This window comes from Phycicoccus mangrovi (assembly GCF_018729305.1).
In the GTDB taxonomy this organism is placed as follows: domain Bacteria; phylum Actinomycetota; class Actinomycetes; order Actinomycetales; family Dermatophilaceae; genus Phycicoccus; species Phycicoccus jejuensis.
In genome coordinates, this window is record NZ_JAHHWP010000009.1 from 239,234 (window position 1) to 263,915 (window position 24,682).

Consider the following 24,682-nt stretch of genomic DNA (forward strand, 5'->3'; position numbering starts at 1 on the left):
TCCGGGCTCAGTGGAAGCCGTGGCGCGCGAGGGGGTGCATCAGCTCGCGCTCCTCGTAGGCCAGGTGCGACAGGAGGGTGTCGGTCAGCACGTCGACGACGTGCCGCAGCCGGTCAATCGCCCCGTCCTCGTCGGCGACGAGCGCCACGAGTGCGCGGTCGACGTCGTCGAGGACGTCGTGGATGACCTCGTGCTCCTCCTCGAGCCGCGCGACGACCGGTGCCGCGGCGGGGTCGGTCCAGCGCAGGTGCGGGAAGATCGAGGCGTCCTCGAGCGTGTGGTGCCCGGTGACGACCCGGCAGTACGACTCGCAGTACGCGCCGAGCGTCCACTGGTTCTGACGCATCGTCATCGCGTTGACCGCGGAGCGGGCCGAGCCGACCGACAACATCCCGCGCGCGACCTGGTCGACGACGTCGCGGACCTGGGCGAGCTCGGAGCGCAGGTGGTCGTGGACGTCGACGAGGTGGCGCGGCACGGCCAGCTGCGCCTCGGTGTAGCCCGAGGAGTCGGAGGTGTCCGGGTACCTCGGGCGCGACGACTCGTCCCAGGGCAGCTCACCGGTCAGCCGGTGGCCGTCGTCCGGGGTCGGCACGAACGGCGGTGCGGCGGAGGCCTGCCCGCGCGAGGTCTCGATGCCGGGAGCCGGCTCGTCGTGGACCTCGACCGGCCAGTCGGCCGGCCCCGGTACCGACCCCGAGGCCCGTCGCGCCCGCTCGACCTCGACGAGCTCGCGCGTCGCCGGCGCGACCTCCCGCGCCCACGCCTGCACCAGCCCGGGGTCGTCGGTGCCGAGGACGAAGGTGGACATCCCGTGCTCGAGCGTCAGGGCGGCGAGCTGCTCGGGCCAGTCGGACGGCCGGCCGCGCAGCCCGCTGCTCCCGCCGGAGCGCGCCGGGAAGACGTTGTAGAGCCGCCGCACGTCCTCGGGCGCCCGGCCGGCCTCGAGCGCCGCCTCGTCGACGACCGCGTTCATCGCCGCCAGTGCGTCCGGGTCGGCGTAGCCCATGCTCGGCAGCCAGCCGTCGGCGACGCGTCCGGTGAGGCGCAGCATCCGCGGCTTGTACGCGCCGAGCCAGAGGCCGACCGGGTGCGCCGGCGCGGGTCCGGCGTGGAGGCCGTGGACCCGGTGGTGCCGGCCGTCGACGCGGACCGTCCCCTCGCCGGACCACATCGCGCGCAGCACCGCGACCGCCTCCTCGAGCGCGTCGACCGCCTCGCGGGGCGAGAGCCGGGTGCCGCCCGCGGCCTCGATGGCGTCCCAGAAGGCGCCCGCACCGAGCCCGAGCTCGACCCGGCCGCCGGTCAGCACGTCGAGCGTCGCCACCGACTTCGCGAGGACCGCCGGCGGGCGCAGCGGCAGGTTGACGACGTTCGGCGCGACCCGCACCGCGGTCGTCCGGGCGCCGATGACCGACAGGAGGGTCCACGCGTCGAGGTGGCGCGCCTGGTACGGGTGGTCCTGGACGGTCACGAGGTCCAGGCCGAGCACGTCGGCGAGCTGCGCGAGCTCGAGCACGCGCTCGGCCGAGGAGACATCCGGCGTCGGGAAGATCCCGAGCTCGAGCGCGTGCCCGTAGTCGGTCACGGGGTGTCCGGGCGGGGCTCGTCGGTGCCGCGGTCGGCACGGTCGGTCGGGGGCTCGACGTCGACGACGCCGCCGACCCCTTCGTCGTTGACGACCGGGGGCAGCCGGCCCTCGTCGCCGTAGCCGCCGAGCAGCTCGGCCATCACGAGGTGCGGCTTGGCCTCGGCCGCCCGACCCTGGCGCTGGAGGGTGCGCCCGAGCAGGAGATTCGCGTAGGCCTCGTCGGGGTCGTCGACGAGGATCGCGCGGGTCACGGTCTCGGCGCGGCCCAGCTGCGCGGAGTGGAAGTAGGAGCGCGCGAGGAGCAGCCGCAGCTCGGTCGTCCCGTGCAGCGGCGGCTCGTAGGCGCTCGTGTCGACGAGCTGCGAGAGCTCCTCCGCGGCGGCCTGGTACTCGCCGTGCTCGAAGAGCCCCCGGGCCCTCTGGTAGCGCTCGGCCATGCCGGTCTCGGAGGTGGTCATGCGTCGCTCAACGCCACGTCGACGGCGGCTGTTCCGGCGCGGCGGCGCCGGCGGGTGCCCACGGGACGGACACGACGGCGGCCCGGTCCCCCACGACCCGCCCGGCACGAGGCAGGATCGGTGCGTGACCGTCCCGCCCTCCACCCCACCGGAGCAGGAGCCGCGCGCCGCGCGCCCGCGCCGGTTCACCGACGGTGCCCGCGCCGTCGGCCGCGGGGGTGGCCGGGGCCTGCGGGCGGTCGGTCGCGGCGGCGCCGCGTCCGCACGGGTCGTCGGTCGCGGGGGCCGCGCCGCCGGGCAGCGCTTCCGGCGCTTCGCGGGGGCCGACGGCGCCGCCGACACCGGCCTCGCGCGGCTCACCGAGCTGCACGCCGTCAACGTCGCGGGCGACGCGGCCGTCACCGTCTCGCTCGCCGGCACGGTCTTCGCGATGCCGACGGACGAGGCCCGCGGCCGGGTCGCCCTCTTCCTCCTCCTGACGATGGCGCCCTTCCTCCTCCTCGCGCCGCTCATCGGGCCGCTGCTCGACCGCTTCCGCCACGGCCGCCGCTGGGCGCTCGGCACGACCCTCGCGATGCGGGGCTTCCTCGCGTGGGTGCTGGCGACGGCCGTCCTCGAGGACAGCCCGTGGCTCTTCCCGGCCGCGCTGGGCTGCCTCGTCGCGTCCCGGTCCTACGCCGTGGCGCGCGCCGCCGCCGTCCCGCGCCTGCTGCCGGCGGGCATCGGTCTCGTGAGCGCCAACTCGCGCCTCAACATCGCCGGCATCGTCGGGATGGTCCTCGGCGGCGGGGTCGCCGGCGCGGCGTCGCGCATCGGGCCCGACTGGTCGCTGCGCGTCGCCTTCGTGATCTTCGTCGCCGCCACCGTCCTGGCCATCCGGCTGCCGGCGAGGGTCGACTCCAGCCTCGGCGAGCTCGACGTCGACGGCACGCCGGTCGGGGAGGAGCCCATCGGCTCGCCCGAGCGCGGGGCCCGCCGGCTGCGGGCGCTGCCGGTCACCGTGCGCTACGTGCTGTGGCTGACGACGGGCGCGCGCCTGCTCACCGGCTTCCTCACCCTGTTCCTCACCTTCCTCATGCGCGAGCACCCCATCCCCGGCTGGAACGGCCCGCTCGTCCTCGCCGTCGTCGCCGGGGCCGCGGGCGTCGGCAACGGCGTGGGGTCGCTCATCGGCAACCGCAAGGAGACACCGGCCCCGGAGGTGATGGCCACGGCCATCGCGGTCGTCGCGGCGGCCGCCGCCCTCGCCACGGCGCTCTTCTACTCGGTGTGGGTGCTCGCCCTCGTCGGGCTCGCGGGCGGGGTCTTCGGGCAGCTGGCCAAGCTGTGCCTCGACGCCCTCATCCAGCGCGACGTCGCCGAGGTCGTCCGCGCGCGGGTCTTCTCGTGGTCCGAGACGATCCTCCAGGCCTTCTGGGTCGTCGGCGGGACCATCGGCATCCTCGTGCCGCTCGAACCGCGCCTCGGGTTCGGCGTGATCACCGCCGTCGTGCTCGCCGCCGGGGTGGTCGCGGTCCGTTCGCGGTCCACCGGCACCCGGGCCGCAGGGCTCGCCTGACCTCGGCCGCCGCCTCCGGCTTGATACCCCCCTAGGTATCTGCCATGCTGTGCTCGACAGCGTCCCCGACCCTCCCGGAGGTCCCCATGTGCTCCCCCGCCACCTGCCACGTCTGCGGCAAGACCACCTGGGCCGGCTGCGGCATGCACGCCGACATGGTCATGGCGTCCGTCCCGCCGCCCGCCCGCTGCACCTGCGCCGACGAGCCCGCCGAACAGGCCGCCGACCGGCGGTGACCCCCGGACCCACGCCCCGAGGGCACCTCGACCTGGGGTCGCCACCCCGGGTCGAGGCGCTCACGGCGCTCACCCCGGCGCCGCCCGCGGCCCGGGTGTGGACCCGCGGTCGCGCGCTGGCCGCCCTCCTGCTCCTGGCCCCCCTCCTCCGGCTCCTCCTCGACACCGCCACGCAGGTCCTCGAGCGGACGCCGACCGTGTGGGCCCTGCTCGGGGTCGGCGCGACCGGGGCCGCCGCCACGCTGGCCACCTACCTGCCCCGCCGGTGGCCGCCGACGCGTGTCCGCGCCACCGCCCCCTGCGCCGCGAGCCCGCTCGTCCTGCTCGCGCTCGCCTGGCTGATGACGGGCGTCGCCGTGACGACGTGGGCCCTCGTGCCGGTCGCCGTGCTGGGCGTCGGCGCCCTCGTGCAGCGGCTGGCGACCGCCGACACCTGCGCACCTGCTCGCTGAGCGCCCCCGGCACCGCCCGTCCTCGCGGCGACGGGATGGTCCCCGCCCACGCCTAGGCTGACCGCGATGCCGTCCACGACCGCCGCCCGCCTGCGCCTCGTCGGGCTCGTCGTCGGGGTGCTGCTCGCCGGCGGGCTGGCGCTGCTCCTGCTCGGCGGCGACCTCGCGACGGTGCGCCGTGCCGTCGCCGGCAGCGGCGCGTGGGGCCCGCTCGTCTTCGTCGTGCTGCACGTCGTGCTCACCCTCGTCCCGGTCCCGAAGAACCTCCTCGCCGGCATCGCCGGCGCCCTCTTCGGCCTCGGCGCGGGCAGCGCGCTGTCGTGGGCCGGTGCGGTCGCGAGCGCGTGGGTCACCTTCGAGCTGGCCGGCCGGCTCGGCGCCGAGGCGGTCGACGGCATCACGGGAGCCCGGGTCGAGCGGGTGCGGCGGGTGCTGCGCGAGCGTGGGCTGCTCGCCGTCGTCATCGCCCGGCTCACGCCGCTCGTCCCGTTCACGGTCGTCAACTACGGCGCCGGCGTGAGCCGGGTCGGGCGGCGCGACTACCTGCTCGGGACGGCGCTCGGCGTCGTGCCGGGGACGGTCGCGTACGTCGCCGTCGGCGCCTCGGCCGGGCAGGACGCGACGACCATCCTCCTCGCCGGTGGCGCCGGTGTGCTGCTGCTCGTCGCCGCCGGGGTGCTGGCCCGCCGCCTCGGCCCCCGCCGCCCCTGACCCGACCCTCCCTCTCTCCCTCTCTCGCGAACGTGTGTGAGATCGCCGGTGGTCCCCGGCGGTTTCACACGCGTTCGCTGATGGAGGGGCGGCGGTCGAGGTCAGGAGCCGTCGACCCAGATGGTGTCGTGCTCGGCCATGAAGGCGTCGTAGTGTTCGCGGCTCCAACCGTCGGTGCCCGCGGCGAGGCCCTCGAAGTACCCCTCACGCGGCGCCCCCGGCGCGAAGTGCAGCAGCATCCGCGCCGGGCCGTCCTCGTTGCGGAACCCGTGGACGCCGCCCGGCGGCACGTGGACGAAGTCGCCCGCGCCGGCGCGCACCCAGTCGCGCCCGTCGAAGATCCGCACGACGCCCTCGAGGACGTGGAAGGACTCGCTGAGCGTCCGGTGGAAGTGCGGCCCCGGCCCGCTCGGCGGCCCCGCGAAGGTCCAGCGGTAGAGGCCGAAGAGGCCGCCGGTCGATGCTCCCGAGGCGAGGTAGTGCACCTCGTTGCCGTTCGGGTAGGTCAGGTCCGGCGGACGGTCGGCCGGGTGCAGCCTGGCCGAGACCTCGCCGTCGTCCCCGTCGTACAGGCGCGGTGGGTACCCCATCCCCCGACGGTAGGCGCCATCCACGCCCCCGACCACCGCGAACGCGTGTGAAGAACGTCGGCATACCGACGGTTTTCACACGCGTTCGCGGGAGGGACGCGGGGGTGGCAGGCAACGGGAGGTTCGGCGCGGGGCGCCGCGGGGTACGAGGTCGGGCGAGCGGCCGGACCCGCCGGCCCCCGCCCGACCCGAGGAGCAGGACGCGTGACCCGTTTCGGCTTCACCCTGATGACCGAGCAGAGCGGCCCCAAGGAGCTCGTCGACGCCGCCGTGCGCGCCGAGGCCGCCGGCTTCGACCTGCTGGTCTCCAGCGACCACTACTCGCCCTGGCTGACCGAGCAGGGGCACGCCCCGCACGCCTGGACGATGCTCGGCGCCGTCGCCCACGCGACGAGCACGGTCGACCTCGCGACGTACGTCACCTGCCCGACGATGCGCTACCACCCGACGGTCGTCGCGCAGCAGGCCGCGACCCTCCAGATCCTCGCCGACGGCCGCTTCACCCTCGGCCTCGGCTCCGGCGAGAACCTCAACGAGCACATCATCGGGCAGGGCTGGCCGCCGGTCGCCCAGCGCCAGGACATGCTCGCCGAGGCGATGGAGATCATCCGCGAGCTCTTCACCGGCGAGCTGACGACCTACCGCGGCGAGTACTTCGACGTCGACTCCGCCCGCCTCTGGGACCTGCCCGAGCAGGGCGTCCCGATCGGCGTGGCGGTGAGCGGCCGCGCGGGCATCGAGCAGTTCGGCCCGCTCGCCGACCACCTCATCGCCGTCCAGCCCGAGGCCGAGCTCGTCGAGCAGTGGAACGAGCTCGCCGGCTCGACGATCGGCTCCGGCGCCCGCGCCATCGGCCAGATCCCGATCTGCTGGGACCGCGACGAGGCCGCGGCCGTCACCCGCGCCCACGAGCAGTTCCGCTGGTTCGCCGGCGGCTGGAAGGTCAACGCCGACCTGCCGACCCCGATGGGCTTCAGCGGCGCCACCCAGTTCGTCCGCGAGGAGGACGTCGCCGAGTCCATCCCGTGCGGCCCCGACCTCGACAAGATCGTCGAGGCCGTCGCGCCCTACTGGGAGGCCGGCTTCACCGACATCGCGCTGGTCCAGGTCGGCGGCGAGCACCAGACGCCGTTCCTCGACGAGGTCGCCCCCGAGCTCCTCGAGAAGCTGCGCGCCGCCGCCCCCTCGTCCTGACACCCCGCCCCACCCGGCGGATGCCGCCCGCCGCCCGGCCCGACCGCAGCGTCAGGCCGGGCGCGGGACGGCCCCGAGCGTGGAGATGCCGACCCAGCCCGGCACGGCGCGGACGACATCGGCCGGCGCGTCGATGGCGACGAGCCGCCCCCGCACCGCCTCCTCCCACGCGCGGTCACCGCGCCAGATCTCGGTCATCGTGCGCAGCGTCGTCGTGAGCGCCGCATCGACCTCGAACCCCGGGTCGGCGTCGCACACGTCGACCGATGCCCCGTCGACGACGACCCACCAGCGCCGGGCGCGCGGCTCGACGTCGGTGTAGGTGAAGGCGACGACCGTGCGCTCCCGCGGCCAGCGGTCGAGGGGCAACGTGCGCTTGAGGTCCCACATGAGCAGGTGCGGGTCGAGGTCCTCCTGGCCGAGGTCACCGACCCAGCGCACCCCCCAGGCCCCGAGCGCCTCGACGACCCCGCGCAGCTCCTCCCCGCCGCGCGTCAGGTGGTACGACGTGCGGCCGCCGACGACCCGGCGCTCCACCACCCCGGCGCGCTCGAGCCGACGCAGGCGCTTCGAGAGCAGCGTCGGCGACATCCGGGGCACCCCGCGCCGCAGGTCGTTGAAGTGGGTGCTGCCACAGAGCAGCTCGCGCACGATGAGCAGCGTCCACCGCTCGTCGAGCACCTCCATCGCCTTGGCGACGGGGCAGAACTGGCCGTAGGTCGAGGCCATCGCACACCTCCCCCGGACGGCGGTCAGGTGGTCGCCGCCGGCGCCGGTGCGTCCAGTGAACCGCTGCCGGACCCGGCGCGCCAGTACAGATCGTGGACCGGTGGCGCTCCACATCCCGCACTGGATGGCCCCTGCCGCGCGGCGCGACGCTGGTCGCCCGACGAGAGGAGACCACCATGACCGTCCACCACGCCCCGCCCGCCCCGCCCGAGGTCAAGGCGCGCCACGCCGCCCTCTGGGCGCTCGGGGACTACCCGAGCGTCGCCGACCGGGTCATCCCGCACCTCGGCGAGGTGCTCGTCGAGGCCGCCGCCGTCACGCCGGGCGAGCGCGTCCTCGACGTCGCCGCCGGGGCCGGCAACGCCTCGCTGCCGGCCGCACGCGCCGGCGCCGACGTCACCGCGTCGGACCTGACGCCCGAGCTCGTCGAGGTCGGGCGCGCGCGGTCGCGGGACGCCGGGCTCGAGGTCCTCTGGGACGTCGCCGACGCCGAGGACCTGCCCTACCCGGACGCGACCTTCGACGTCGTGCTCTCCTGCGTCGGCGTGATGTTCGCCCCGGTGCACGAGGCCTCGGCCGGCGAGCTGCTGCGGGTCTGCCGCCCCGGCGGGCGCCTCGCCCTGCTGTCCTGGACGCCCGAGGGCTTCATCGGCCGGCTGCTCGCCGCCATCCGGCCGTGGGCGCCGCCCCCGCCGCCCGGGGCCCAGCCGCCGCCGCTGTGGGGTCGGCAGGAGCACGTCGAGGGCCTGCTCGGCGACGGCGTGCGCGACCTGCGGGCCGAGCGCCGCGAGCTCGTCGTCGACGGCTTCGCGACCCCGGAGGAGTTCCGGACGTTCTTCGTCGAGCGCTACGGGCCGACGGTGGCCGTGCACCGCTCGGTCGCGGACGACCCCGAGCAGCGGGCCGCCCTCGAGGCCGCCATCGACGACGTGGCCCGCGAGGGGACGGACGCCGACGGCCGGATGCGCTGGGAGTACCTGCTGCTCACCGCGACCCGCGCCTGAGCGGCCGGGAGCGCGCTCAGTGCGACGCCGCGGCGTCCTGCTGGTCGCCACCGCGGGCCCGCTGCACGGCGAGCACGACCGCGACGACGACGGCCCCGACGGCCGCGCCGGCGACGGCCGAGCCGAGGGTGTTGGTCAGCCAGCCGAGGAGGCCGCCGAGCGCACCGGTGGCGTCGTGGACGGCCTCCTCGGCGTGGTGGACCAGCGAGTACGGCCCGTGCCACCCGAGCTCGTCGGCGCCGACGAGGAGGATGTGGCCGCCGACCCAGAGCATCGCGACGATGCCGAGCGTCGAGAGGAACGAGAGGACCTTGGGCATCGCCCGGACGAGGCCCTCGCCGACGCGCCGGGCGCCGCTCGACTCGCGGCCGGCCAGGTGCAGGCCGATGTCGTCCATCTTGACGATGAGCCCGACGACGCCGTAGACGAGCGCCGTGATGAGGACCGCGACGACGACGAGCACCGCCGCGCGGGTGAGGAACGACTCGGACGCGACGTCGTCGAGCGCGATGACCATGATCTCGGCGGAGAGGATGAGGTCGGTGCGGATGGCGCCGGACACCATCTGCTGCTCCTGCTCGGGCCCGACCTCGGTGACCGGCTCGGCGTGCGCCTCGTGGTGGGCGAGCTTCTCCCAGATCTTCTCGGCGCCCTCGTACGCGAGGTAGGTGCCGCCGAGCATGAGGATCGGTGTGAGCAGCCACGGGAGGAACTGGCTGAGCAGCAGGGCGACCGGCAGGATGATGAGCAGCTTGTTGCGGATCGAGCCGATGGCGATCTTCTTGATGATCGGCAGCTCGCGCTCCGGCGTGACCCCCGTGACGTACCGCGGCGTGACGGCGGTGTCGTCGACGACGACGCCGGCGGCCTTGGCGCTGGCCCGCCCGGCGGCGGCTCCCACGTCGTCGACGGACGCGGCCGCGAGCTTCGCGATCGCGGCGATGTCGTCGAGCAGTGCGACGAGCCCACCGGCCATCGGGGTGGATCCTCTCGGTCGTGGCCCCGGCCGTCCGGGGTCCCGTGGGAGGCCACGCTAGTGGGTCGCGGTCGCGGCCCGGACCCGCGCGGGCGGGATGCGTGCCGCGGTCAGGCGCCGGGCGGCGGGCAGGCCGCGACGATGGCCGCCTGCACCTCGTCGAGCGAGGCGTACTCGTGCGTGCGGTCCAGGAGGGAGAGCCGACAGCAGACCCGGGCGGGGGTGCCGAGGGCGAGGCAGGAGGCGATGAGGTCGTCCTGGTGGGTCGGGAACGGGTGGTCGGCGAGCGCGGTGCGCAGCTCGGCGAGGTGCGCCACCAGCAGCGGGTCGTCCCCCGCGCCGGTCGCCCCCTCGGCGACGTGAACGGTCGTCATCCCCCGGACCTCCTCGTCCGTTCGTGCTCCCCGCGGTGGCGGGGCCACCCGACCGTACCCCGCCCGTGACCGGCACAAACACCGATCGACGAGCTTCCGCGCGGCGTGACCCGTCGAGGTGCGGCGGCGCGCGGGGAATGCCGCCCGGGGTCGCGGACGCTGACACCCCCATGCGAGCAGTGACCTACGACCACTACGGCGACCTCGACGTCCTCGAGGTCCGCGACGACCTCCCCGACCCCAAGGTCGGCCCCGGCGAGGCCCTCGTCGAGGTGCGCAGCGCCTCGGTGAACCCCGTCGACTGGAAGCTGATGTCCGGCGGCCTCGACGGGATGATGGAGGCCACCTTCCCCGTCGTCCCGGGCTGGGACGTCGCCGGCGTCGTCCGCGCCGTCGGGCCGGACACCCCCGAGCTGGCCGTGGGCGACGAGGTGCTGGCCTACGCGCGCAAGGACTGGGTCCACGGCGGCACCTTCGCCGAGCTGGTCACCGTCCCGGTGCGCGCGGCGGCGAAGAAGCCGGCCGGCCTGGACTGGGACAGCGCGGGCGCCCTCCCACTCGCCGGCCAGACCGCGTACCGCACGCTCAAGAGGCTCGAGGTCGGCGAGGGCGACACCGTGCTCGTCCACGCCGCCGCCGGCGGGGTCGGGCTCCTCGCGGTGCAGGTCGCCCGCGAGCTCGGCGCGCGCGTCATCGGGACCGCCTCGGAGTCCAACCACGACCGGCTGCGCGAGCTCGGCGTCGAGCCCGTGACCTACGGCGACGGCCTCGTCCAGCGGGTGCGCGCCCTGGCCCCCGACGGTGTGGACGCCGTCGCCGACTTCGTCGGCGGGGTCCTCGACGACACGCTCGGCGTGCTGCGTGAGGGCGGCCGGCACGCCTCGGTCGCCGACCCGTCCGTCATCGAGCACGGCGGCTCGTGGGTGTGGGTGCGCCCCGACGGCGAGGAGCTGCAGTGGCTCGCCGACCTCGCGGCCCGCGGCGGCCTGACCGTCGACGTGGCCGGCCGCTACGGCCTCGACGAGGTGCGTGACGCCTTCGCCCGCAGCCAGGAGGGTCACGTCCGGGGCAAGCTCGTCATCCACGTGTCGGACGACTGAGCCCACCCCGCTGTCGAACCTTCGCCCCCTTCCGCCGCCACGGCGCGGGAGGGGGCGAAGTCGTTGCGGGAGAACGCTGTCCGCGCCCACTCGCGCCGTGACGCGAGCGGCACTGCCGAGACTTTGTCGAACTTCCGTGACCCTTGCGTCCACGCGCGTCGAAGGTCCGTCTAGCGTCGGGAGCAGACCCCGACCGGGGTCTGCGGTGGTCGAGCAAGGTGCCACCGGTCTTCGTCGTGGACCGGAGGTAGTGGCATGTCCCAGATCGTCGCCGTCGAGCAGGTTCCCACCCATGGCCACGTCACCGGCCGCGACCTGCAGCGTCGCGAGCACGACGAGAAGCTCGAGTCGCTCCTCGTCGGGCTCCACCGCTCACCGGACGGCCCCGAGCACGACCGGCTCCTGACCGCGGTGGTCACCGAGACCCTGCCGCTCGCCGACTCGCTCGCGCTGCGCTACGCGGGGCGCGGCATCGAGACGGACGACCTCGTCCAGGTGGCGCGGGCCGCGCTCGTCGCCGCCGTGCGGCGCTACCGGCCCGGGGCCGGGCGGGGCTTCGTCGCCTACGCCGTGCCGTCCGTGCGTGGTGAGCTCAAGCGGCACTTCCGGGACGCCGGCTGGGCGGTCCGCCCGCCCCGTGCCCTCCAGGAGCTGCGCTCCGAGCTCGTCGCCGCCGAGGAGGCCCTGCGGCACCGGCTCGGCCGCGAGTCGACCCCCGGCGAGGTGGCCGAGGCCATCGGACGGAGCGAGGTCGACGTCCGCGACGCCCGCGCCACCGGATCCGCGTTCACCCCGGACTCCCTCGACGCGCCGCTCCCCGGCGGCGGCCGGGTCGGCGACCTGCTGACCGGGTCGGCCGACTGGGCCGACGACCTCGCGCTGTCCACGACACTGCGCGAGGAGGTCCGCCGCTGCACCCCGCGCGAGCAGGCCATCATCCGCATGCGCTTCGTCGAGGAGCGCACGCAGCGTGAGATCGGTGAGTCGATCGGCGTCAGCCAGATGCAGGTCTCGCGTCTGCTGACCCAGCTGCTCGACCGTCTCCGGCTGCGCCTCGAGGCCCTGCCCGCCGCCTGACCTGCGGACCCCGTCCGCTCGGCCGACCTCCCCGCACCGCGTCCCCCCGGGCGGTACCGTCGCGCCATGCGTGTCGTGCGCCGGATCCTCGCCGTCCTGCTCGTGCTCGTCGTCGTCGGCGCCGTGCTCGGGTACCGCCAGTACCGCCCGCTGCTGCGCACCGGCACCGGCTACGCCGCGCACAACGCCTGCGCCGTCGAGCTCGTCGCCGGGCGCAAGGACCCCGAGCGCGACCTGCCGCCCAACCCCCTCGTCCCCTACCTGACCGGCTACGTCGACGAGGCCGGTGGGTCGTCGAGGTCCGCCGTCGCCTGGGTCCTCGCGAAGCAGAAGGCCTGGTACACGCCGGGGTACGGGTGCACGGTCGCGCCCGAGCAGCCGGCCGACCAGCGCCGCGCGACGAAGGTCGAGCCCGAGGGGAACCCGTTCGAGGGCGCGGAGACACCCCGCGCCGACAAGGAGCTGAGCCGCGCGATGGCACGGGCCTTCGGCGACGACCTCTCGACGGCGGCCAAGCAGCGGCTGGGCACGCGCGCCGTCGTCGTCGTCAAGAACGGCGAGCTCGTGGCCGAGCGGTACGCCGACGGGTTCACGCCCGGCACACCGCAGCTCGGCTGGTCGATGGCCAAGAGCGCGACGAACCTGCTCGTCGGCCGCTACGTCCTGGACCGCAAGCTCGACCTCGACGAGGACCACCTGCGCCCGGAGTGGACCGACGGGCGCGCCGACATCACCGTCGACCAGCTGATGCGGATGACGAGCGGGCTGCGGTGGGACGAGACCTACTCGCTGGGCACCCCCATCACCGAGATGCTCTACGACGCACCGGACATGGCGAAGTACGTCGCGAGCCAGCCGCTGGCGCACCGTCCGGGCACGTACCAGCAGTACTCGAGCGGCTCGACCAACCTCGTCTGCTCGTGGCTGTCCTCGCTCGCCGACACGCCGGACCGCGACTTCCCCCGGACCGAGCTCTTCGCCCCGCTCGGCCTGTCGTCGGCGGTCTGGGAGACCGACGCCGCGGGCACGCCCGTCTGCAGCTCGTACCTGTGGGCGACGCCCCGGGACTGGGCCGTGCTCGGGCAGCTCGCGCTCCAGGACGGGGTCTGGGAGGACGAGCGCCTCCTGCCGGAGGGCTGGATGGAGCGCTCGACGACGGCCGAGCCGGTCGACCGCAGCGAGGAGAAGGGCTACGCGGCGGGATGGTGGGTCAACCGTCAGGCCGACGGCTCCCTCGTCACGCCGCTGCTCCCGGCGGACGCCTACTGGATGAGCGGGCACGACGGCCAGCGCGTCTACGTCGTGCCGTCGCAGCGCCTCGTCGTGGTCCGGATGGGGTTCTCACCGGAGGTCGACCCCGCCGACCTGCGCACCGACGAGCTCGTCCGGGACGTCGTCACCGCCACCGGGTCGTGAGCCGGCGGCGGTGACCCCGCCGTCAGAAGCGCGGTGTGACCGTGACCCGGGCGCCGTCGTCCGGCGCGTCGTCGACCATCGGGAGGCACGAGACGTCGCCGGTGCCGGACCCGTCCGCGGGGCTCGCCGTGCAGGTCGTCGAGGCTCCGTTGTCGAAGTCCATGGAGAACAGCACCGGGCCGGCGTCACCGCTGCCGAACGTGACCGTCATGCCGTCGACCGTCGCTCCCACCCCGGCCAGGCTCCCGAGGGTCCAGCCGGGCTCGACGGTCGCGGATCCCAGCTCGAACCCCTCACCGACCGAGACCTCGACCGGCTCGCCACCGCCGGGCAGGTCCGTGGGGAAGAGGCTGGAGGACGGGACCGCGGAGCGGATGTCGTCGGCGACGCGGTTCGCGGTGCGTGCGAGGAAGATCCCGCCGACGACGACGGCGACGACCACGAGCACGACCACGACGACCGCGGCGATGAGGCAGCCCTTGGCGCCGCTGCTCATCCCCTGCTTCGGCGGCGGCCACTGACCCTCGGCGCCGCCGGGCGCGCCGTAGGAGGTCGGCGTGCTGTACGAGCCGGTGGCCGGGTCGCCGGTGTACGGCGGCGGCGTGCCGTACGCCGCGGTCGGGTCGGGGGCGCTGGGCTGCACGGGGTCCCGGAAGTGGTCGGTCCACTGCTGGCCGTCCCACCAGCGGTCGCGGCCGTCGGGCTGCGGGTGCCATCCGGGGGGTGCGCTCATCCTGCTGTCCTCCTCGTGCGGCGGGGTCGCCGTGCTGGGGACAGGCTATGCCCGGCGGACCACGACCGTGGGGGCCTCGCGGAGGCTCGCCCCGACGACGCAGTACCGCTCCGTCGAGGTCGCCAGGCGCTCGAGGGCGGCGTCGTCCGCGTCCGTCGCGACGGTGAAGGTGAGGGTCACGGGCCCGATGCCGACCGGGACCTCCCGGTCCAGGCCGAGGGTGCCCCGGGCGTCGAAGGAGCTCTCGGCCACGCCCCGTACCTCGCCCAGCGCGAGGTTCATCGCGGTCGCGACGCTGCGCAGCGTCACCCCTGCGCAAGCCAGGAGCGCCTCGAGGAGCATGTCGCCGCTGCACGCGTCGGTGCCGTCACCGCCGGTCGCGCGGTGCAGCCCGGCCCGCACCGGTCCCGCGAACCCGTCGACGGTGCAGGTGACTCCCTCGTCGCGGAAGTCGGCGGTGGCCCGCAGCGGCGTGTGCGCGGCGGACGGGTCGGCGGCGTAGCGCTCGCGGAGCGGGGCCTGCATCTGGCGGAGGGTGGCGCGGTCCATCGCCCCAGCCAAGCACGCCAGGACCGGCCACGGGACCGCCCGGCCGGACGGTCCCGCGGCCCTGCCGGTCAGTCGTCGTCGAGGTCATGCAGCTCGTCGACGGTGAGCATCCGGGAGCGGATGACGAAGCGGACGCCCTCGGGCGCCTCGAGGGAGAAGCCGGCGCCGCGGCCGGGCACGACGTCGATCGTCAGGTGCGTGTAGCGCCAGTACTCGAACTGCGCCCGCGAGATCCACACGGGGACAGCCCGGTCCAGGCCGACGTCGAGCGTCCCGAGGTGGACGTCGGCGTCGCCGATGATGAGGTCGCCGTCCGGGTAGCACATCGGCGCCGACCCGTCGCAGCACCCGCCGGACTGGTGGAACATCAACGGGCCGTGCGTCGCGGTGAGGCGGCGGAGGAGCTCCGCCGCCCCACCCGTGACGTCGACCCGGCTCGCGGTGGCCGGGACGCTCATCGGCTCAGAAGAAGCCGAGCGCGTCGGGGCTGTAGCTGACGAGGAGGTTCTTCGTCTGCTGGTAGTGCTCGAGCATCATCTTGTGGGTCTCGCGCCCGATGCCCGACTGCTTGTAGCCGCCGAACGCCGCGTGCGCGGGGTACGCGTGGTAGTTGTTCGTCCACACGCGGCCGGCCTGGATCTCACGACCGGCCCGGTAGGCCTGCGAGCCGTCACGGCTCCACACGCCGGCGCCGAGGCCGTAGAGGGTGTCGTTGGCGATCTTCAGCGCGTCGGCCTCGTCCTCGAAGCGGGTGACGGACACGACCGGCCCGAAGATCTCCTCCTGGAAGATGCGCATCGAGTTCTCGCCCTCGAAGACCGTCGGCTGGACGTAGTAGCCGCCGGACAGCTCGCCGCCGAGGTCGGCCCGCGCGCCGCCGATGAGGACCTTCGCGCCCTCCTGCTTGCCGATGTCGATGTAGGACAGGATCTTCTCGAGCTGGTCGTTGCTCGCCTGCGCGCCGATCATCGTGTCGGTGTCGAGCGGGTTGCCCTGGACGATCTTCCCGACGCGGTCGACGGCGTCCTGGAGGAACTCGTCGTAGATCGAGGACTGGATGAGCGCGCGGCTCGGGCAGGTGCAGACCTCGCCCTGGTTGAGCGCGAAGAGCGCGAAGCCCTCGAGGGCCTTGTCGTAGAACGAGTCCCGCTGCGCGGAGACGTTCTCGAAGAAGATGTTCGGGCTCTTGCCGCCGAGCTCGAGCGTGACCGGGATGAGGTTCTGGCTCGCGTACTGCATGATCAGGCGGCCGGTGGTCGTCTCGCCGGTGAAGGCGACCTTGGCGATGCGCGGGCTCGACGCGAGCGGCTTGCCGGCCTCGACGCCGAAACCGTTGACGACGTTGAGGACGCCGTCGGGCAGCAGGTCGCCGACGAGCTCGACGAGCTTGAGGATCGACCACGGGGTCTGCTCCGCGGGCTTGAGGACGACGCAGTTGCCGGCCGCGAGCGCGGGGGCGAGCTTCCAGACCGCCATGAGGATCGGGAAGTTCCAGGGGATGATCTGCGCGACGACGCCGAGCGGCTCGTGGATGTGGTACGCCACGGTGTACTCGTCGATCTCGCCGATCGAACCCTCCTGTGCACGAACGGCGCCCGCGAAGTAGCGGAAGTGGTCGATCGCGAGCGGGATGTCGGCGGCGAGGGTCTCGCGCACCGGCTTGCCGTTGTCCCAGGTCTCGGCGACGGCGAGGTCCTCGAGGTGGGCCTCCATCCGGTCGGCGATCTTCAGGAGGATGTTGGAGCGCTCGGTCGCGCTCGTGCGGCCCCAGGCGGCGGAGGCGCCGTGCGCGGCGTCGAGGGCGAGCTCGATGTCCTCGGCGGTGCCGCGGGCGATCTCGGTGAACGCCTGCCCGGTCACGGGGGTGATGTTCTCGAAGTAGTTGCCCTTGACCGGCGGCACCCACTGGCCCCCGATGTAGTTCTCGTAGCGGCCCTTGACCTCGATGCTGCTGCCGTCGCGGCCCGGCGGGGTGTACGTCGTCATTGACTCGATCTCCTTCGATCGTGGGGTGCCCGGTGCGGGTTGGACGGACCGTAGGCGCGGCGACGTTGCAACAACGCTGCAGCCCGCCCCGGCACCGCGGGACCACCCCGGCAGGGCGAGGTCACCCCGGCACGGTGCTGCACCCCGGTTCGTCCACGAGACCCCGGCTCCGAAGCCTTGTCCCGTGGACTTTTCGGGGTCACCCCGAAAAGGGGAGGCGCGGGGGGCGGGTGGGGTCGGGGGCCGGGTCAGGCGTCGTCGCGCAGGAGGCGCGCGACCTCGGCCTCGGCGACGGGGCGCAGCGGGGAGGCCGCCGGCAGCGCGTCGAGCTGGCGCTCCCACATCTCGAGGTCGCCGGCGCCCCAGCGCGAGCGGGTCCACCCGACCATGAGATCGGCCTCGCCCGAGGCGAGCACCGCGGCGCGCACCCGCGCCTCGAGCACCTCGCGCAGCTCGACGACGGCCGGCGCCTCCGACCCCGGCAGCAGCGGACCCTTGTACGCCCGCAGCGCGTCGCGCACCCGCCCGGCCGCGAGGTGCGCCAGCACGCCCGACCAGTCGGTCTCGGCCTCCGCCTGCACACGGTAGGGCCGCGAGAGCATCACCTCCGGCCCCAGCAGCGTCCGCAGCCGGGTCATCTCGGCGCGCAGCGTCGACGACGTGACCCGCCCCGGGTACACCTCGGTCTCGAGCTGCTCCGCCGACAGGCCGCGCGGGTTCTCGGTCAGCGCGACGACGATCTCGCTGTGCCGGCGGCTGAGCCGGTGCGTGCGCCCGTCGACCTCGACCACCGCCTCCGGCAGCCCGAGGCCGCGCACCCGCACGACCCCCGGCCCGAGCCCGGCCCCGGGATGCTCCCCGCCCCCGAGCAGCGTCCCGGTCAGGGCGAGCCGGCCGAGCTCGGACTCCGCCATCCGCGCGGCGGCCCGGATCATCGCGAGGCTCTGCGGGGAGGCGACGTCGGGGCCGCCGGTGATGTCGACGACCCCGAGCACCGCGCTCGTCGTCGGGTCGTGGATGGGCGCCGCCGCGCACGACCACGGGTGCACGAGCCGGTTGAAGTGCTCCCCGGCGCGCACGACGGCGGGACCGTCGAGGTGCAGGGCCATCCCCGGGGCGTTGGTGCCGGCGGAGTGCTCGTTCCACGCCGAGCCCTCGACGAAGTTGATGTCCTCCGCGCGCCGCAGCACGTGCCGGGCGCCGGCGACCCAGAGCAGGTGACCGCTCGCGTCGCCGACCGCCATGAGCGCGTCGCAGTCGACAGCCGCGCGCCCGAGGACGTCGTAGAGCAGCGGGAAGACGTGCGAGAGGGCGTGCGCGGTGCGGTAGTCGGCGAGGTCGCCGCCGTCGAGGACGACCGGGGGCAGGTGGCCCTCGGGGTCCACGCCCGCGGCGGACGAGCGCAGCCAGGACTCCGCGACGACCGACCGGACCCCGTCGGGGCCACCGGCGCCGCGCCGGGCCGTGCTGCTCGACACCCCCGCAGTACACCCCGACGACGGGCTGCGGGCAACGGGCCGTTCGGACAGTGGCCCCGCACCGACGCATCACCCGCCCGGAGGTGCCAGCATGGGGCGCAGGAGGTGGTGCGACGTGTCCGACGTCGAGGTGATCAAGGACGACAAGGCGTGGATGGCCCGGGTCGACGGGCACGCCGCGGGACAGCTGGCCTACCGCAACAGCCTCGACGGCTCGGCGGTCGTGCTCGTGCACACCGAGGTCGGGCCGGAGTTCGAGGGCCGCGGCGTGGGGAGCGCGCTCGTCCGGGCCGCCGTCGACGACCTCGCCGCCCACGGCCGGACGGTCCGGCCGGACTGCCCGTTCGCGGCGGAGTGGCTGCGCCGCCACCCGGACCACCCGGTCACGGTGCAGCAGCGCACCTGAGCGACCCGGCTCACCCGGCACGGTTGGACGGCGCCGGTGGACGGACGATCGGACACGTTGTCCGGAGCGGGATCCCGGGTGAGGATGCCGTATGGGCACCGTCGTCAGCCGTGACGCGCGGCGGCGGTGGGCGGCCGTCGTCGCGGCGACCGGCGTGCTCGTTGGGATGCTCGCCGCGGTTCCGGTCCTCCGGTCGACCGTGGCGGTCGGGGCGGCGACGACGACCCCCACAGAGGTGCGCCAGCGGGCCCTGGCGTCGGCGTCCGTCGCCTACACCGCCGTCGGCGAGAGCCGCGGCGGGCTGGCCCTGCCGGACGTCGGCGGCTTCGGCGACCTCGCGACGCTCCTCGGCGGGACGACCCGCACCCGCATCTGGTGGGACGGTCCGCGGCGCTGGCGGGTCGACACCGTCGACGCGACCGGTGAGCGCGACACCTACGGCCTCGCCACCTCGACGACGACGTGGGACTACGGCAGCCGCCGGCTCGCCACCGTGACCGGCGACCCGTCGGTCCGCCTGCCCCGGGCCGACGACCTCGTCGCACCGAACGCGGGCCGCCGCCTGCTGTCCGCCGTCGGACCCGACGACCGCCTGTCCGCCCTGCCCGCGCAGCGCATCGACGGACGCACCACGGACGGCCTGCGCGTCGTCCCCGCCTCGGCCCGCAGCACCCTCGCCCGCGCCGACGTCTGGGTCGACCGCGAGACCGGCCTGCCGCTGCGCGTCGTCGTCACCGCGCGCGGGGGGGCCGACGCCCTCGTCAGCGAGGTGAGCGGGGTGCGCACCGGACGGCCCCCCGCCGACGTCCTGAGCCCGCCGGCGCCGCCGACCGCGCGACGCTCCCTGGACTCCGCCCCCGACCTCGTCGCCCGGGTCGCGCAGCGCTCGCCGTGGGACCTGCCGGACGAGCTCGCGGGCCTCCCGGCGTCGACGCAGGTCCTCGACGGCGCGAGCACCTACGGCACCGGCCTGACCCGGGTCCTCGTCCTGCCCCTCCCCGGCCGCGTGGCGCGCGAGGTCGTCGGCAACGCGACGCGCGCCGGCTCGGTCGAGGAGGAGCTGCCCGGCGGCTCCGTCGTCCGCATCGGCTCGAGCCTGCTCAACGTCGAGCTCGTCCGCGGCGAGGACCGCTTCCACGCCTACGTCGTGGCCGGGCTCGTCGAGCCCGCGCTGCTCGACGAGGTCGCCACCGCCCTGCTCGCCTCACCACCCCCGTTCCGGGAGGACCAGTGACCGACCCCCGCCCCGACACCCCCGCCGTCGCCACGCGGGGCCTCACGAAGCGCTTCGGGCGGGTCACGGCCGTCGACGGCCTCGACCTGCTCGTGCGGCCGGGCGACCGGTACGGCTTCCTCGGGCCCAACGGCTCGGGCAAGACGACGACCGTGCGGATGCTCCTCGGCCTCGTCCACGCGACGAGCGGCGAGGCCGAGGTCCTCGGCCACCCGGTGCCGCGCCAGGCCGCGGCCGCCCTCGCGCAGGTCGGCGCCCTCGTCGAGGGTCCGGCGGCCTACCCGCACCTGTCGGCCCGGGCCAACCTGCGCCTCCTCGACGCCGCCGGCCCCCGTGACGTCGGCGACCCCCTCGCCGCCGAGGTCGGCTCCCGACGCAGCCGGCGGCGGCGCATCGAGTCGGTCCTCGAGGAGGTCGGCCTGGCCGACGTCGGCCGCAAGCCGGTCCGCGCCTACTCCCTCGGGATGCGCCAGCGCCTCGGGCTGGCGGCCGCCCTCCTGCGGGGGCCGCGGCTGCTCGTGCTCGACGAGCCGACGAACGGCCTCGACCCGCGCGGCATCGCCGAGGTGCGCGACCTCCTGCTGCGCCTCAACGAGGGCGGCACGACGGTGTTCCTCTCCAGCCACCTGCTCGCCGAGGTCGAGCTGTTCTGCACGAGGGTCGGTGTGCTGCACCGCGGCCGGCTCGTGGCCCAGGACGACCTCGACGCCCTGCGGGGTCCGACCGGCCGCACCGTCGTCGACGTCGACGACGTGGAGGCCGCCGCCCGGGCGCTCGGGGTGCCCCCACCGGACCGGCGACGCACCGGGGAGCCCGGCGGCCGCCTGGTCCTCGAGGGGTCGAGCGTCGCCGAGGCGACGTCGCGCCTCGTGCGGGCCGAGGTCGCCGTCCTCGAGGCCGCCCCCGAACGACGCACGCTCGAGGAGTCGGTGCTGGAGCTGACCTCGTGATCCGGGTCGAGCTGCGCAAGCTCGTCTCGCGTCCCCGCACCTGGGTGAGCATCGGGCTGCTCTGCCTGCTGCCGGTCGTCGTCGCGGTCTTCTTGTCGGTCACCGGGATCGCGCCCCGGCCGGGCCAGGGCCCGACCCTGCTGGCGGCCGTCCTCGGCAACGGCGCGCTCTACCCGGCGGCGGCGCTCGGCATCGTCCTGCCGTTCTTCCTGCCGATCGCCGTCGCGGTGCAGGCGGGCGAGGCGGTCGCGGGCGAGGCGTCGACGGGGACGCTGCGCTACCTCCTCGTCCGGCCGGTGGGCCGCACCCGGCTCCTCGCGGCCAAGCTCGTGTCGGTCGTCGCGTACACGCTGCTGGCGGTCGTCGCCGTGGCCGTCGTCGGGTACGTCACGGGCATCACGCTGCTGGGGAACTCGGGGCAGCTGACGACGACCACGCTCTCCGGCACCGCCCTCACCCCGACCGACCTCGCGTGGCGCACCGGCGTCATGGTGCTCTCGATCGGCTGGTCGATGGTCGGGCTCGCGGCCATCTCGCTGTTCCTCTCGACGCTCACCGACTCCTCGCTCGGCGCGGCCCTCGGCGGGCTGGCCGCCCTCGTGAGCAGCACCGTCCTCGTGACGCTCGACGCGGCGGGCTCGGTCCGCGACTACCTCCCGACCCGGTACTGGCTGGCGTGGGTGGACCTGTTCCGCGACCCCATCCCGTGGCACGACCTCCAGGCCGGCGCGCTCGTGCAGGCCGGGTACGTGCTCGTCTTCCTCGGCGCGGCGTGGGCGAACTTCACGACCCGCGACGTCACGAGCTGAGCCGTCAGCCGCCGAGCGCCCCGGCGCCGGCCGCCCGCAGGGCCGCGCAGTCCGCGCTCGTGGGCGGGGCGTCCGGGGCGGTGCGGCCGAGCGAGCGCAGCACGACCCCGACGCTCAGCGGGTCGCCGGGCAGGCCGCCGTGGGTCACCCGCGCGTCCACGCAGACGGCCTGCAGCTCGACGTCCTCGGCGCCCGCGAGGACCGCCGAGTCCGGCGGGGTGACGGTCTCGTCGTCGCGGGTCCAGATGCTCGTCCAGCGGGCGCTGCCCGGGGTCTCGGGCAGGCCGGTGAGCAGGTCGCTGCCCTCGGCGAGCTGCCGGCAGGCCGTGGGGCAGGCCCCTCCGAGGAGGGCGCCGAGGTCGGCGACGGTCGTGCCGTGGTGCGGCGAGCCGAGCGTGACGACGCGCCGGGCCACCCCGGCGCCGTCGCCGGCCACCCACACGCGCGCGACGACGCCCCCGGCCGAGTAGCCGACGACGTCGACGGACGCGGCACCCTCGGCGAGCGCGGCGTCGGCGGCCCGCCCGACGGCCGCCGCCTGGGCCACGAGGTCACCGGTGCCGTCCCCGACCTCGACGACGCGCGGGTCGCGGCCCGCCGTCCGGAGGGCGGTGACGAGCGGGGCGAGCGACGCGGTGCTGCCGCCGTACCCGGGGACGAGCAGGACCGGGCCGGCGGCGGTGTCGGCCGGGTCCGACCGCAGCCGGGGGACGAGCACGAGCGCGAGCACCCCGAGGACGACGACGGCGAGCGCCCCCGCGAGGAACGCCCGGCGGCGCGGGCTCATCGTCGGTCTCCCACCCGGCCGATGCTACGAGGCGGGTGGCCCGGACCCGGCCTCAGCGACCGCGTGCGAAGACGGCGTCGACCGCGGGGATGCGCGCCCGGTAGCCGGCGAGGAGCTCGCGGGCGACGGTGACGGAGTCGACGAGCGGGTGCAGGGCGAAGGCCTGCACCGCGTCGCGCTCGGAGCCGGTGCGCGCCGCGCCGATGACGAGCCGCTCGACGGCCTTGACCTGCTCGACGAGCCCGAGCGGGTGCCCGGTGAGCGGCGGCAGCGGGTGCGGGCGGGGGCCGGAGGCGTCGACGGTGCAGGGGACCTCGACGACCGCGTCGTCCGGCAGGCCCGGGACCGTGCCCCGGCTGCGCACGTTGAGGATGAGCTCGGCCGGCTCGCCGCGGGAGATCGCCGCCATGATGGCGAGCGCGACCCCCTCGTAGCCGCCGCCCTGGACGTCGGCCTCGTCGCGCTCCTCGTCCTCGCCGCGCGCCTCCTGCATGTAGGTGGCGTTGCGCTCCATCCGCACGCGGTCCCACTCGGCGAGCGCACCGGACCCGCCCGGGCCGCCGGGCCCTCCGGAGCGCAGCGACGCGTAGAAACCCTGCTGCTGCTCCAGCAGGTACTCGCCGCGGGTCTGCGGCGCCGCCGTGATCGAGCGCACCGCGTCGCGGGTGAAGTAGTAGTAGTAGAGGTACTCGTTGGGCACGACCCCGAGCGTGCGGACCCAGTCCAGCCCGAAGAGCTGCCCCTCCTCCATCGAGGCGAGCGCGGCGTCGTCGGCGAGGAGGTCGGGCAGGACGTCGCGCCCGTCGAAGTGCAGGCCGCGCAGCCAGCCGAGGTGGTTGAGCCCGACGTAGTCGACGGTGGTCCGGGCCGGGTCGATGCCGAGCGTCGCGGCGGCGCGTCGTGCGAGCCCGATCGGGCTGTCGCAGATGCCGACCACGCGGTCGTGCAGCACCGACTGCATCGCCTCGGTGATCATCCCGGCCGGGTTCGTGAAGTTGATGACCCAGGCGTCGGGGGCGACCGCGGCGACGCGCTCGGCGACGTGCAGCGCGACGGGGACGGTCCGCAGCCCGTAGGCGAGGCCGCCGGGGCCGGTGGTCTCCTGGCCGAGCAGGCCGAGGTCGAGGGCGACCCGCTCGTCGGCCGTGCGCCCCTCGAGACCGCCGACCCGGATGGCGGAGAAGACGAAGTCGCTGCCCTCGAGCGCGGTGTCGAGGTCGGTGCTCGTGCGCACGCGCGGCGCCTCGGGGTCGCCGTCGGCCATCTCGGCGAGCACCCGCCCGATGGCGGCGAGCCGCTCCTCGTCGACGTCGTGCAGCCACACCTCGTCGACCCGGCGCTCGTGCCGGTCGCGCAGCAGGGCGCCGTAGACGAGCGGGGTCCGGAAGCCCCCACCGCCGAGCATCGCGAGCTTCATGCGAGCACCACCTCCGTGCCGGCGGCCCGACAGGCCGCCAGGGTCGCGGGGTCGGCCCCCTCGTTGGTCAGGACGAGGTCGACGGCGCCGGCCTCGCACACGCGCAGCGAGCCGGTGCCGGGCATCTTGTGCCGGTCGACGAGCAGCACCGAGGTGTCGCCGGCCTGCAGCAGGGCGCGCTTGACCGGCACCTCGACCGCGGTCGTGTCGAGCACCGTGCCGTCCGCCCGGACGCCGCTGGCGCCGAGGAACACGTACGAGCCCTGCACCTGGCGCAGCGCGTCCTCGGTGAGCGACCCGACGAGCGAGTGGTAGGTCCGGCGGACGATGCCGCCGAGGAGGATGAGCTCGACGGCGTCGTCGTCGCGCAGGACGTCGAGGACGGCGAGGCTCGCGGTGACGACCGTGACGTGCCGACCGCGCAGCTCGCGGGCGAGGAGCATCGTCGTCGTCCCGATGTCGAGGACGACCGAGTCGCCGTCGGCGACCATCGCGGCGGCCCGCCGGGCGAGCGCCGCCTTGTCCGCGGCGTCGGTGGCCGCGACCTCGGCGAACCCGCGCAGCGCGTCGGCGTCGGCGACGTTCGTCGGGACGGCGCCGCCGTGGACGCGGCGCAGCGAGCCGAGGCGCTCGAGCTCGATGAGGTCGCGCCGGACGGTGGCGACGGACACCCCGCACAGCTCGGCGAGCTCCTCGGTGGAGGCGACCCCGCGCGCGCGGAGGCGACCGACGATGGATCGCTGCCGGGCCGCTCGCATGCCGTCACTGTACCGATCAGATTTCGTCACGTCATGATCACGGATGAACATTTGTGTGCACCGACTGCTTGTCCGACCCCGCCGTCGGGTGCATGCTTGGCCCTTCGAC

At 75.2% G+C, this 24,682-nt stretch carries 27 protein-coding genes; 13 read left to right on the top strand and 14 right to left on the bottom strand.

The genetic code is table 11. From position 1 onward, the window contains the following. Window positions 1-7: 7 nt before the first annotated feature. On the bottom strand, window positions 8-1,588 hold the full coding sequence (locus KMZ30_RS22300) for an LLM class flavin-dependent oxidoreductase (RefSeq protein WP_215513485.1): 1,581 nt from the start codon (window positions 1,586-1,588) through the stop codon (window positions 8-10). Next, window positions 1,585-2,049 carry a tetratricopeptide repeat protein gene (locus tag KMZ30_RS07990; protein ID WP_215513486.1) on the bottom strand — a complete coding sequence of 155 codons (465 nt, stop codon included), beginning with the start codon at window positions 2,047-2,049 and terminating at the stop codon, window positions 1,585-1,587. Before KMZ30_RS07990 ends, KMZ30_RS22300 begins: the two co-directional genes overlap by 4 nt. A gap of 124 nt (window positions 2,050-2,173) precedes the next feature. On the opposite strand from KMZ30_RS07990, the gene KMZ30_RS07995 reads away from it, so the two are divergent. The 4 genes from KMZ30_RS07995 to KMZ30_RS08010 all read left to right on the top strand — a co-directional run bounded on the left by KMZ30_RS07995 (window position 2,174) and on the right by KMZ30_RS08010 (window position 5,006). Continuing rightward, on the top strand, window positions 2,174-3,607 hold the full coding sequence (locus KMZ30_RS07995) for an MFS transporter (protein WP_242525845.1): 1,434 nt from the start codon (window positions 2,174-2,176) through the stop codon (window positions 3,605-3,607). Between the two features lie 86 nt (window positions 3,608-3,693). Next, entirely contained in the window at window positions 3,694-3,843 is a 150-nt protein-coding gene (locus tag KMZ30_RS08000) for a DUF8730 family Cys-rich protein (protein WP_215513488.1), read from the top strand. Next, window positions 3,840-4,295 (top strand): hypothetical protein, encoded by a 456-nt coding sequence (locus tag KMZ30_RS08005; RefSeq protein WP_215513489.1) that lies wholly within the window; start codon window positions 3,840-3,842, stop codon window positions 4,293-4,295. The genes KMZ30_RS08000 and KMZ30_RS08005 overlap by 4 nt, the downstream gene beginning before the upstream one ends. A 66-nt stretch (window positions 4,296-4,361) precedes the next feature. After that, complete coding sequence (locus tag KMZ30_RS08010) at window positions 4,362-5,006, top strand: TVP38/TMEM64 family protein (RefSeq protein ID WP_215519992.1); 645 nt, start codon at window positions 4,362-4,364, stop codon at window positions 5,004-5,006. A gap of 101 nt (window positions 5,007-5,107) precedes the next feature. On the opposite strand, the gene KMZ30_RS08015 is transcribed toward KMZ30_RS08010, so the two are convergent. After that, window positions 5,108-5,596, bottom strand: a complete 489-nt coding sequence (locus KMZ30_RS08015; RefSeq protein ID WP_215519993.1) for a cupin domain-containing protein — start codon at window positions 5,594-5,596, stop codon at window positions 5,108-5,110. Window positions 5,597-5,800: 204 nt separating this feature from the next. Between KMZ30_RS08015 and KMZ30_RS08020 the strand changes: the two genes are divergently transcribed. Further along, on the top strand, window positions 5,801-6,790 hold the full coding sequence (locus KMZ30_RS08020; RefSeq protein ID WP_215513492.1) for an LLM class F420-dependent oxidoreductase: 990 nt from the start codon (window positions 5,801-5,803) through the stop codon (window positions 6,788-6,790). A gap of 51 nt (window positions 6,791-6,841) precedes the next feature. On the opposite strand, the gene KMZ30_RS08025 is transcribed toward KMZ30_RS08020, so the two are convergent. Further along, on the bottom strand, window positions 6,842-7,519 hold the full coding sequence (locus KMZ30_RS08025) for a winged helix-turn-helix transcriptional regulator (protein WP_215513493.1): 678 nt from the start codon (window positions 7,517-7,519) through the stop codon (window positions 6,842-6,844). Between the two features lie 176 nt (window positions 7,520-7,695). Between KMZ30_RS08025 and KMZ30_RS08030 the strand changes: the two genes are divergently transcribed. Further along, window positions 7,696-8,523: a methyltransferase domain-containing protein gene (locus KMZ30_RS08030; protein WP_215513494.1), complete on the top strand. Its 828-nt coding sequence runs from the start codon at window positions 7,696-7,698 to the stop codon at window positions 8,521-8,523. Between the two features lie 16 nt (window positions 8,524-8,539). Here KMZ30_RS08030 and KMZ30_RS08035 read toward each other — a convergent pair whose 3' ends face one another. Both KMZ30_RS08035 and KMZ30_RS08040 read right to left on the bottom strand, forming a co-directional pair. Next, a complete protein-coding gene (locus KMZ30_RS08035; protein WP_215513495.1) occupies window positions 8,540-9,499 on the bottom strand; it encodes a DUF808 domain-containing protein in 960 nt (319 codons plus the stop codon). A gap of 110 nt (window positions 9,500-9,609) precedes the next feature. Then, complete coding sequence (locus KMZ30_RS08040; RefSeq protein ID WP_215513496.1) at window positions 9,610-9,873, bottom strand: hypothetical protein; 264 nt, start codon at window positions 9,871-9,873, stop codon at window positions 9,610-9,612. A 170-nt stretch (window positions 9,874-10,043) separates the two neighbouring features. Between KMZ30_RS08040 and KMZ30_RS08045 the strand changes: the two genes are divergently transcribed. The 3 genes from KMZ30_RS08045 (at window position 10,044) to KMZ30_RS08055 (ending at window position 13,466) form a co-directional block, all read left to right on the top strand. Beyond that, window positions 10,044-10,973 (top strand): NADP-dependent oxidoreductase, encoded by a 930-nt coding sequence (locus KMZ30_RS08045; RefSeq protein WP_215513497.1) that lies wholly within the window; start codon window positions 10,044-10,046, stop codon window positions 10,971-10,973. Window positions 10,974-11,228: 255 nt separating this feature from the next. After that, window positions 11,229-12,050, top strand: a complete 822-nt coding sequence (locus tag KMZ30_RS08050) for a sigma-70 family RNA polymerase sigma factor (protein ID WP_215513498.1) — start codon at window positions 11,229-11,231, stop codon at window positions 12,048-12,050. A 66-nt stretch (window positions 12,051-12,116) separates the two neighbouring features. After that, window positions 12,117-13,466 (top strand): serine hydrolase domain-containing protein, encoded by a 1,350-nt coding sequence (locus tag KMZ30_RS08055; protein WP_215513499.1) that lies wholly within the window; start codon window positions 12,117-12,119, stop codon window positions 13,464-13,466. A 22-nt stretch (window positions 13,467-13,488) separates the two neighbouring features. On the opposite strand, the gene KMZ30_RS08060 is transcribed toward KMZ30_RS08055, so the two are convergent. The 5 genes from KMZ30_RS08060 to KMZ30_RS08080 all read right to left on the bottom strand — a co-directional run bounded on the left by KMZ30_RS08060 (window position 13,489) and on the right by KMZ30_RS08080 (window position 18,212). Beyond that, window positions 13,489-14,199 carry a DUF2510 domain-containing protein gene (locus KMZ30_RS08060; RefSeq protein WP_215513500.1) on the bottom strand — a complete coding sequence of 237 codons (711 nt, stop codon included), beginning with the start codon at window positions 14,197-14,199 and terminating at the stop codon, window positions 13,489-13,491. A 45-nt stretch (window positions 14,200-14,244) separates the two neighbouring features. Continuing rightward, on the bottom strand, window positions 14,245-14,748 hold the full coding sequence (locus KMZ30_RS08065) for an OsmC family protein (RefSeq protein ID WP_215513501.1): 504 nt from the start codon (window positions 14,746-14,748) through the stop codon (window positions 14,245-14,247). A 68-nt stretch (window positions 14,749-14,816) separates the two neighbouring features. Then, the gene (locus KMZ30_RS08070; RefSeq protein ID WP_030527152.1) at window positions 14,817-15,206 is read right to left on the bottom strand and encodes a DUF779 domain-containing protein; all 390 of its coding nucleotides are present in this window, start codon (window positions 15,204-15,206) and stop codon (window positions 14,817-14,819) included. A 4-nt stretch (window positions 15,207-15,210) separates the two neighbouring features. After that, window positions 15,211-16,734: an aldehyde dehydrogenase gene (adh, locus tag KMZ30_RS08075; RefSeq protein ID WP_215513502.1), complete on the bottom strand. Its 1,524-nt coding sequence runs from the start codon at window positions 16,732-16,734 to the stop codon at window positions 15,211-15,213. A 248-nt stretch (window positions 16,735-16,982) separates the two neighbouring features. Beyond that, a complete protein-coding gene (locus KMZ30_RS08080) occupies window positions 16,983-18,212 on the bottom strand; it encodes a GAF domain-containing protein (RefSeq protein WP_215513503.1) in 1,230 nt (409 codons plus the stop codon). Between the two features lie 115 nt (window positions 18,213-18,327). On the opposite strand from KMZ30_RS08080, the gene KMZ30_RS08085 reads away from it, so the two are divergent. The 4 genes from KMZ30_RS08085 to KMZ30_RS08100 all read left to right on the top strand — a co-directional run bounded on the left by KMZ30_RS08085 (window position 18,328) and on the right by KMZ30_RS08100 (window position 21,611). Next, window positions 18,328-18,618 carry a GNAT family N-acetyltransferase gene (locus KMZ30_RS08085; RefSeq protein ID WP_308279804.1) on the top strand — a complete coding sequence of 97 codons (291 nt, stop codon included), beginning with the start codon at window positions 18,328-18,330 and terminating at the stop codon, window positions 18,616-18,618. A gap of 91 nt (window positions 18,619-18,709) precedes the next feature. Next, window positions 18,710-19,852, top strand: a complete 1,143-nt coding sequence (locus tag KMZ30_RS08090; protein WP_215513505.1) for a hypothetical protein — start codon at window positions 18,710-18,712, stop codon at window positions 19,850-19,852. Next, a complete protein-coding gene (locus KMZ30_RS08095) occupies window positions 19,849-20,802 on the top strand; it encodes an ABC transporter ATP-binding protein (RefSeq protein WP_308279805.1) in 954 nt (317 codons plus the stop codon). Before KMZ30_RS08090 ends, KMZ30_RS08095 begins: the two co-directional genes overlap by 4 nt. Next, entirely contained in the window at window positions 20,799-21,611 is an 813-nt protein-coding gene (locus tag KMZ30_RS08100) for an ABC transporter permease (protein ID WP_215513506.1), read from the top strand. The genes KMZ30_RS08095 and KMZ30_RS08100 overlap by 4 nt, the downstream gene beginning before the upstream one ends. Window positions 21,612-21,615: 4 nt before the next feature. Here KMZ30_RS08100 and KMZ30_RS08105 read toward each other — a convergent pair whose 3' ends face one another. From KMZ30_RS08105 to KMZ30_RS08115, 3 genes are read right to left on the bottom strand one after another with little or no spacing between them, the layout of a single operon-like run. Next, the gene (locus tag KMZ30_RS08105) at window positions 21,616-22,398 is read right to left on the bottom strand and encodes a lipase family alpha/beta hydrolase (protein WP_215513507.1); all 783 of its coding nucleotides are present in this window, start codon (window positions 22,396-22,398) and stop codon (window positions 21,616-21,618) included. Between the two features lie 52 nt (window positions 22,399-22,450). Beyond that, window positions 22,451-23,815, bottom strand: a complete 1,365-nt coding sequence (locus KMZ30_RS08110) for a 6-phospho-beta-glucosidase (protein WP_215513508.1) — start codon at window positions 23,813-23,815, stop codon at window positions 22,451-22,453. Continuing rightward, complete coding sequence (locus KMZ30_RS08115; RefSeq protein WP_215513509.1) at window positions 23,812-24,573, bottom strand: DeoR/GlpR family DNA-binding transcription regulator; 762 nt, start codon at window positions 24,571-24,573, stop codon at window positions 23,812-23,814. The genes KMZ30_RS08110 and KMZ30_RS08115 overlap by 4 nt, the downstream gene beginning before the upstream one ends. Window positions 24,574-24,682 lie beyond the last annotated feature (109 nt).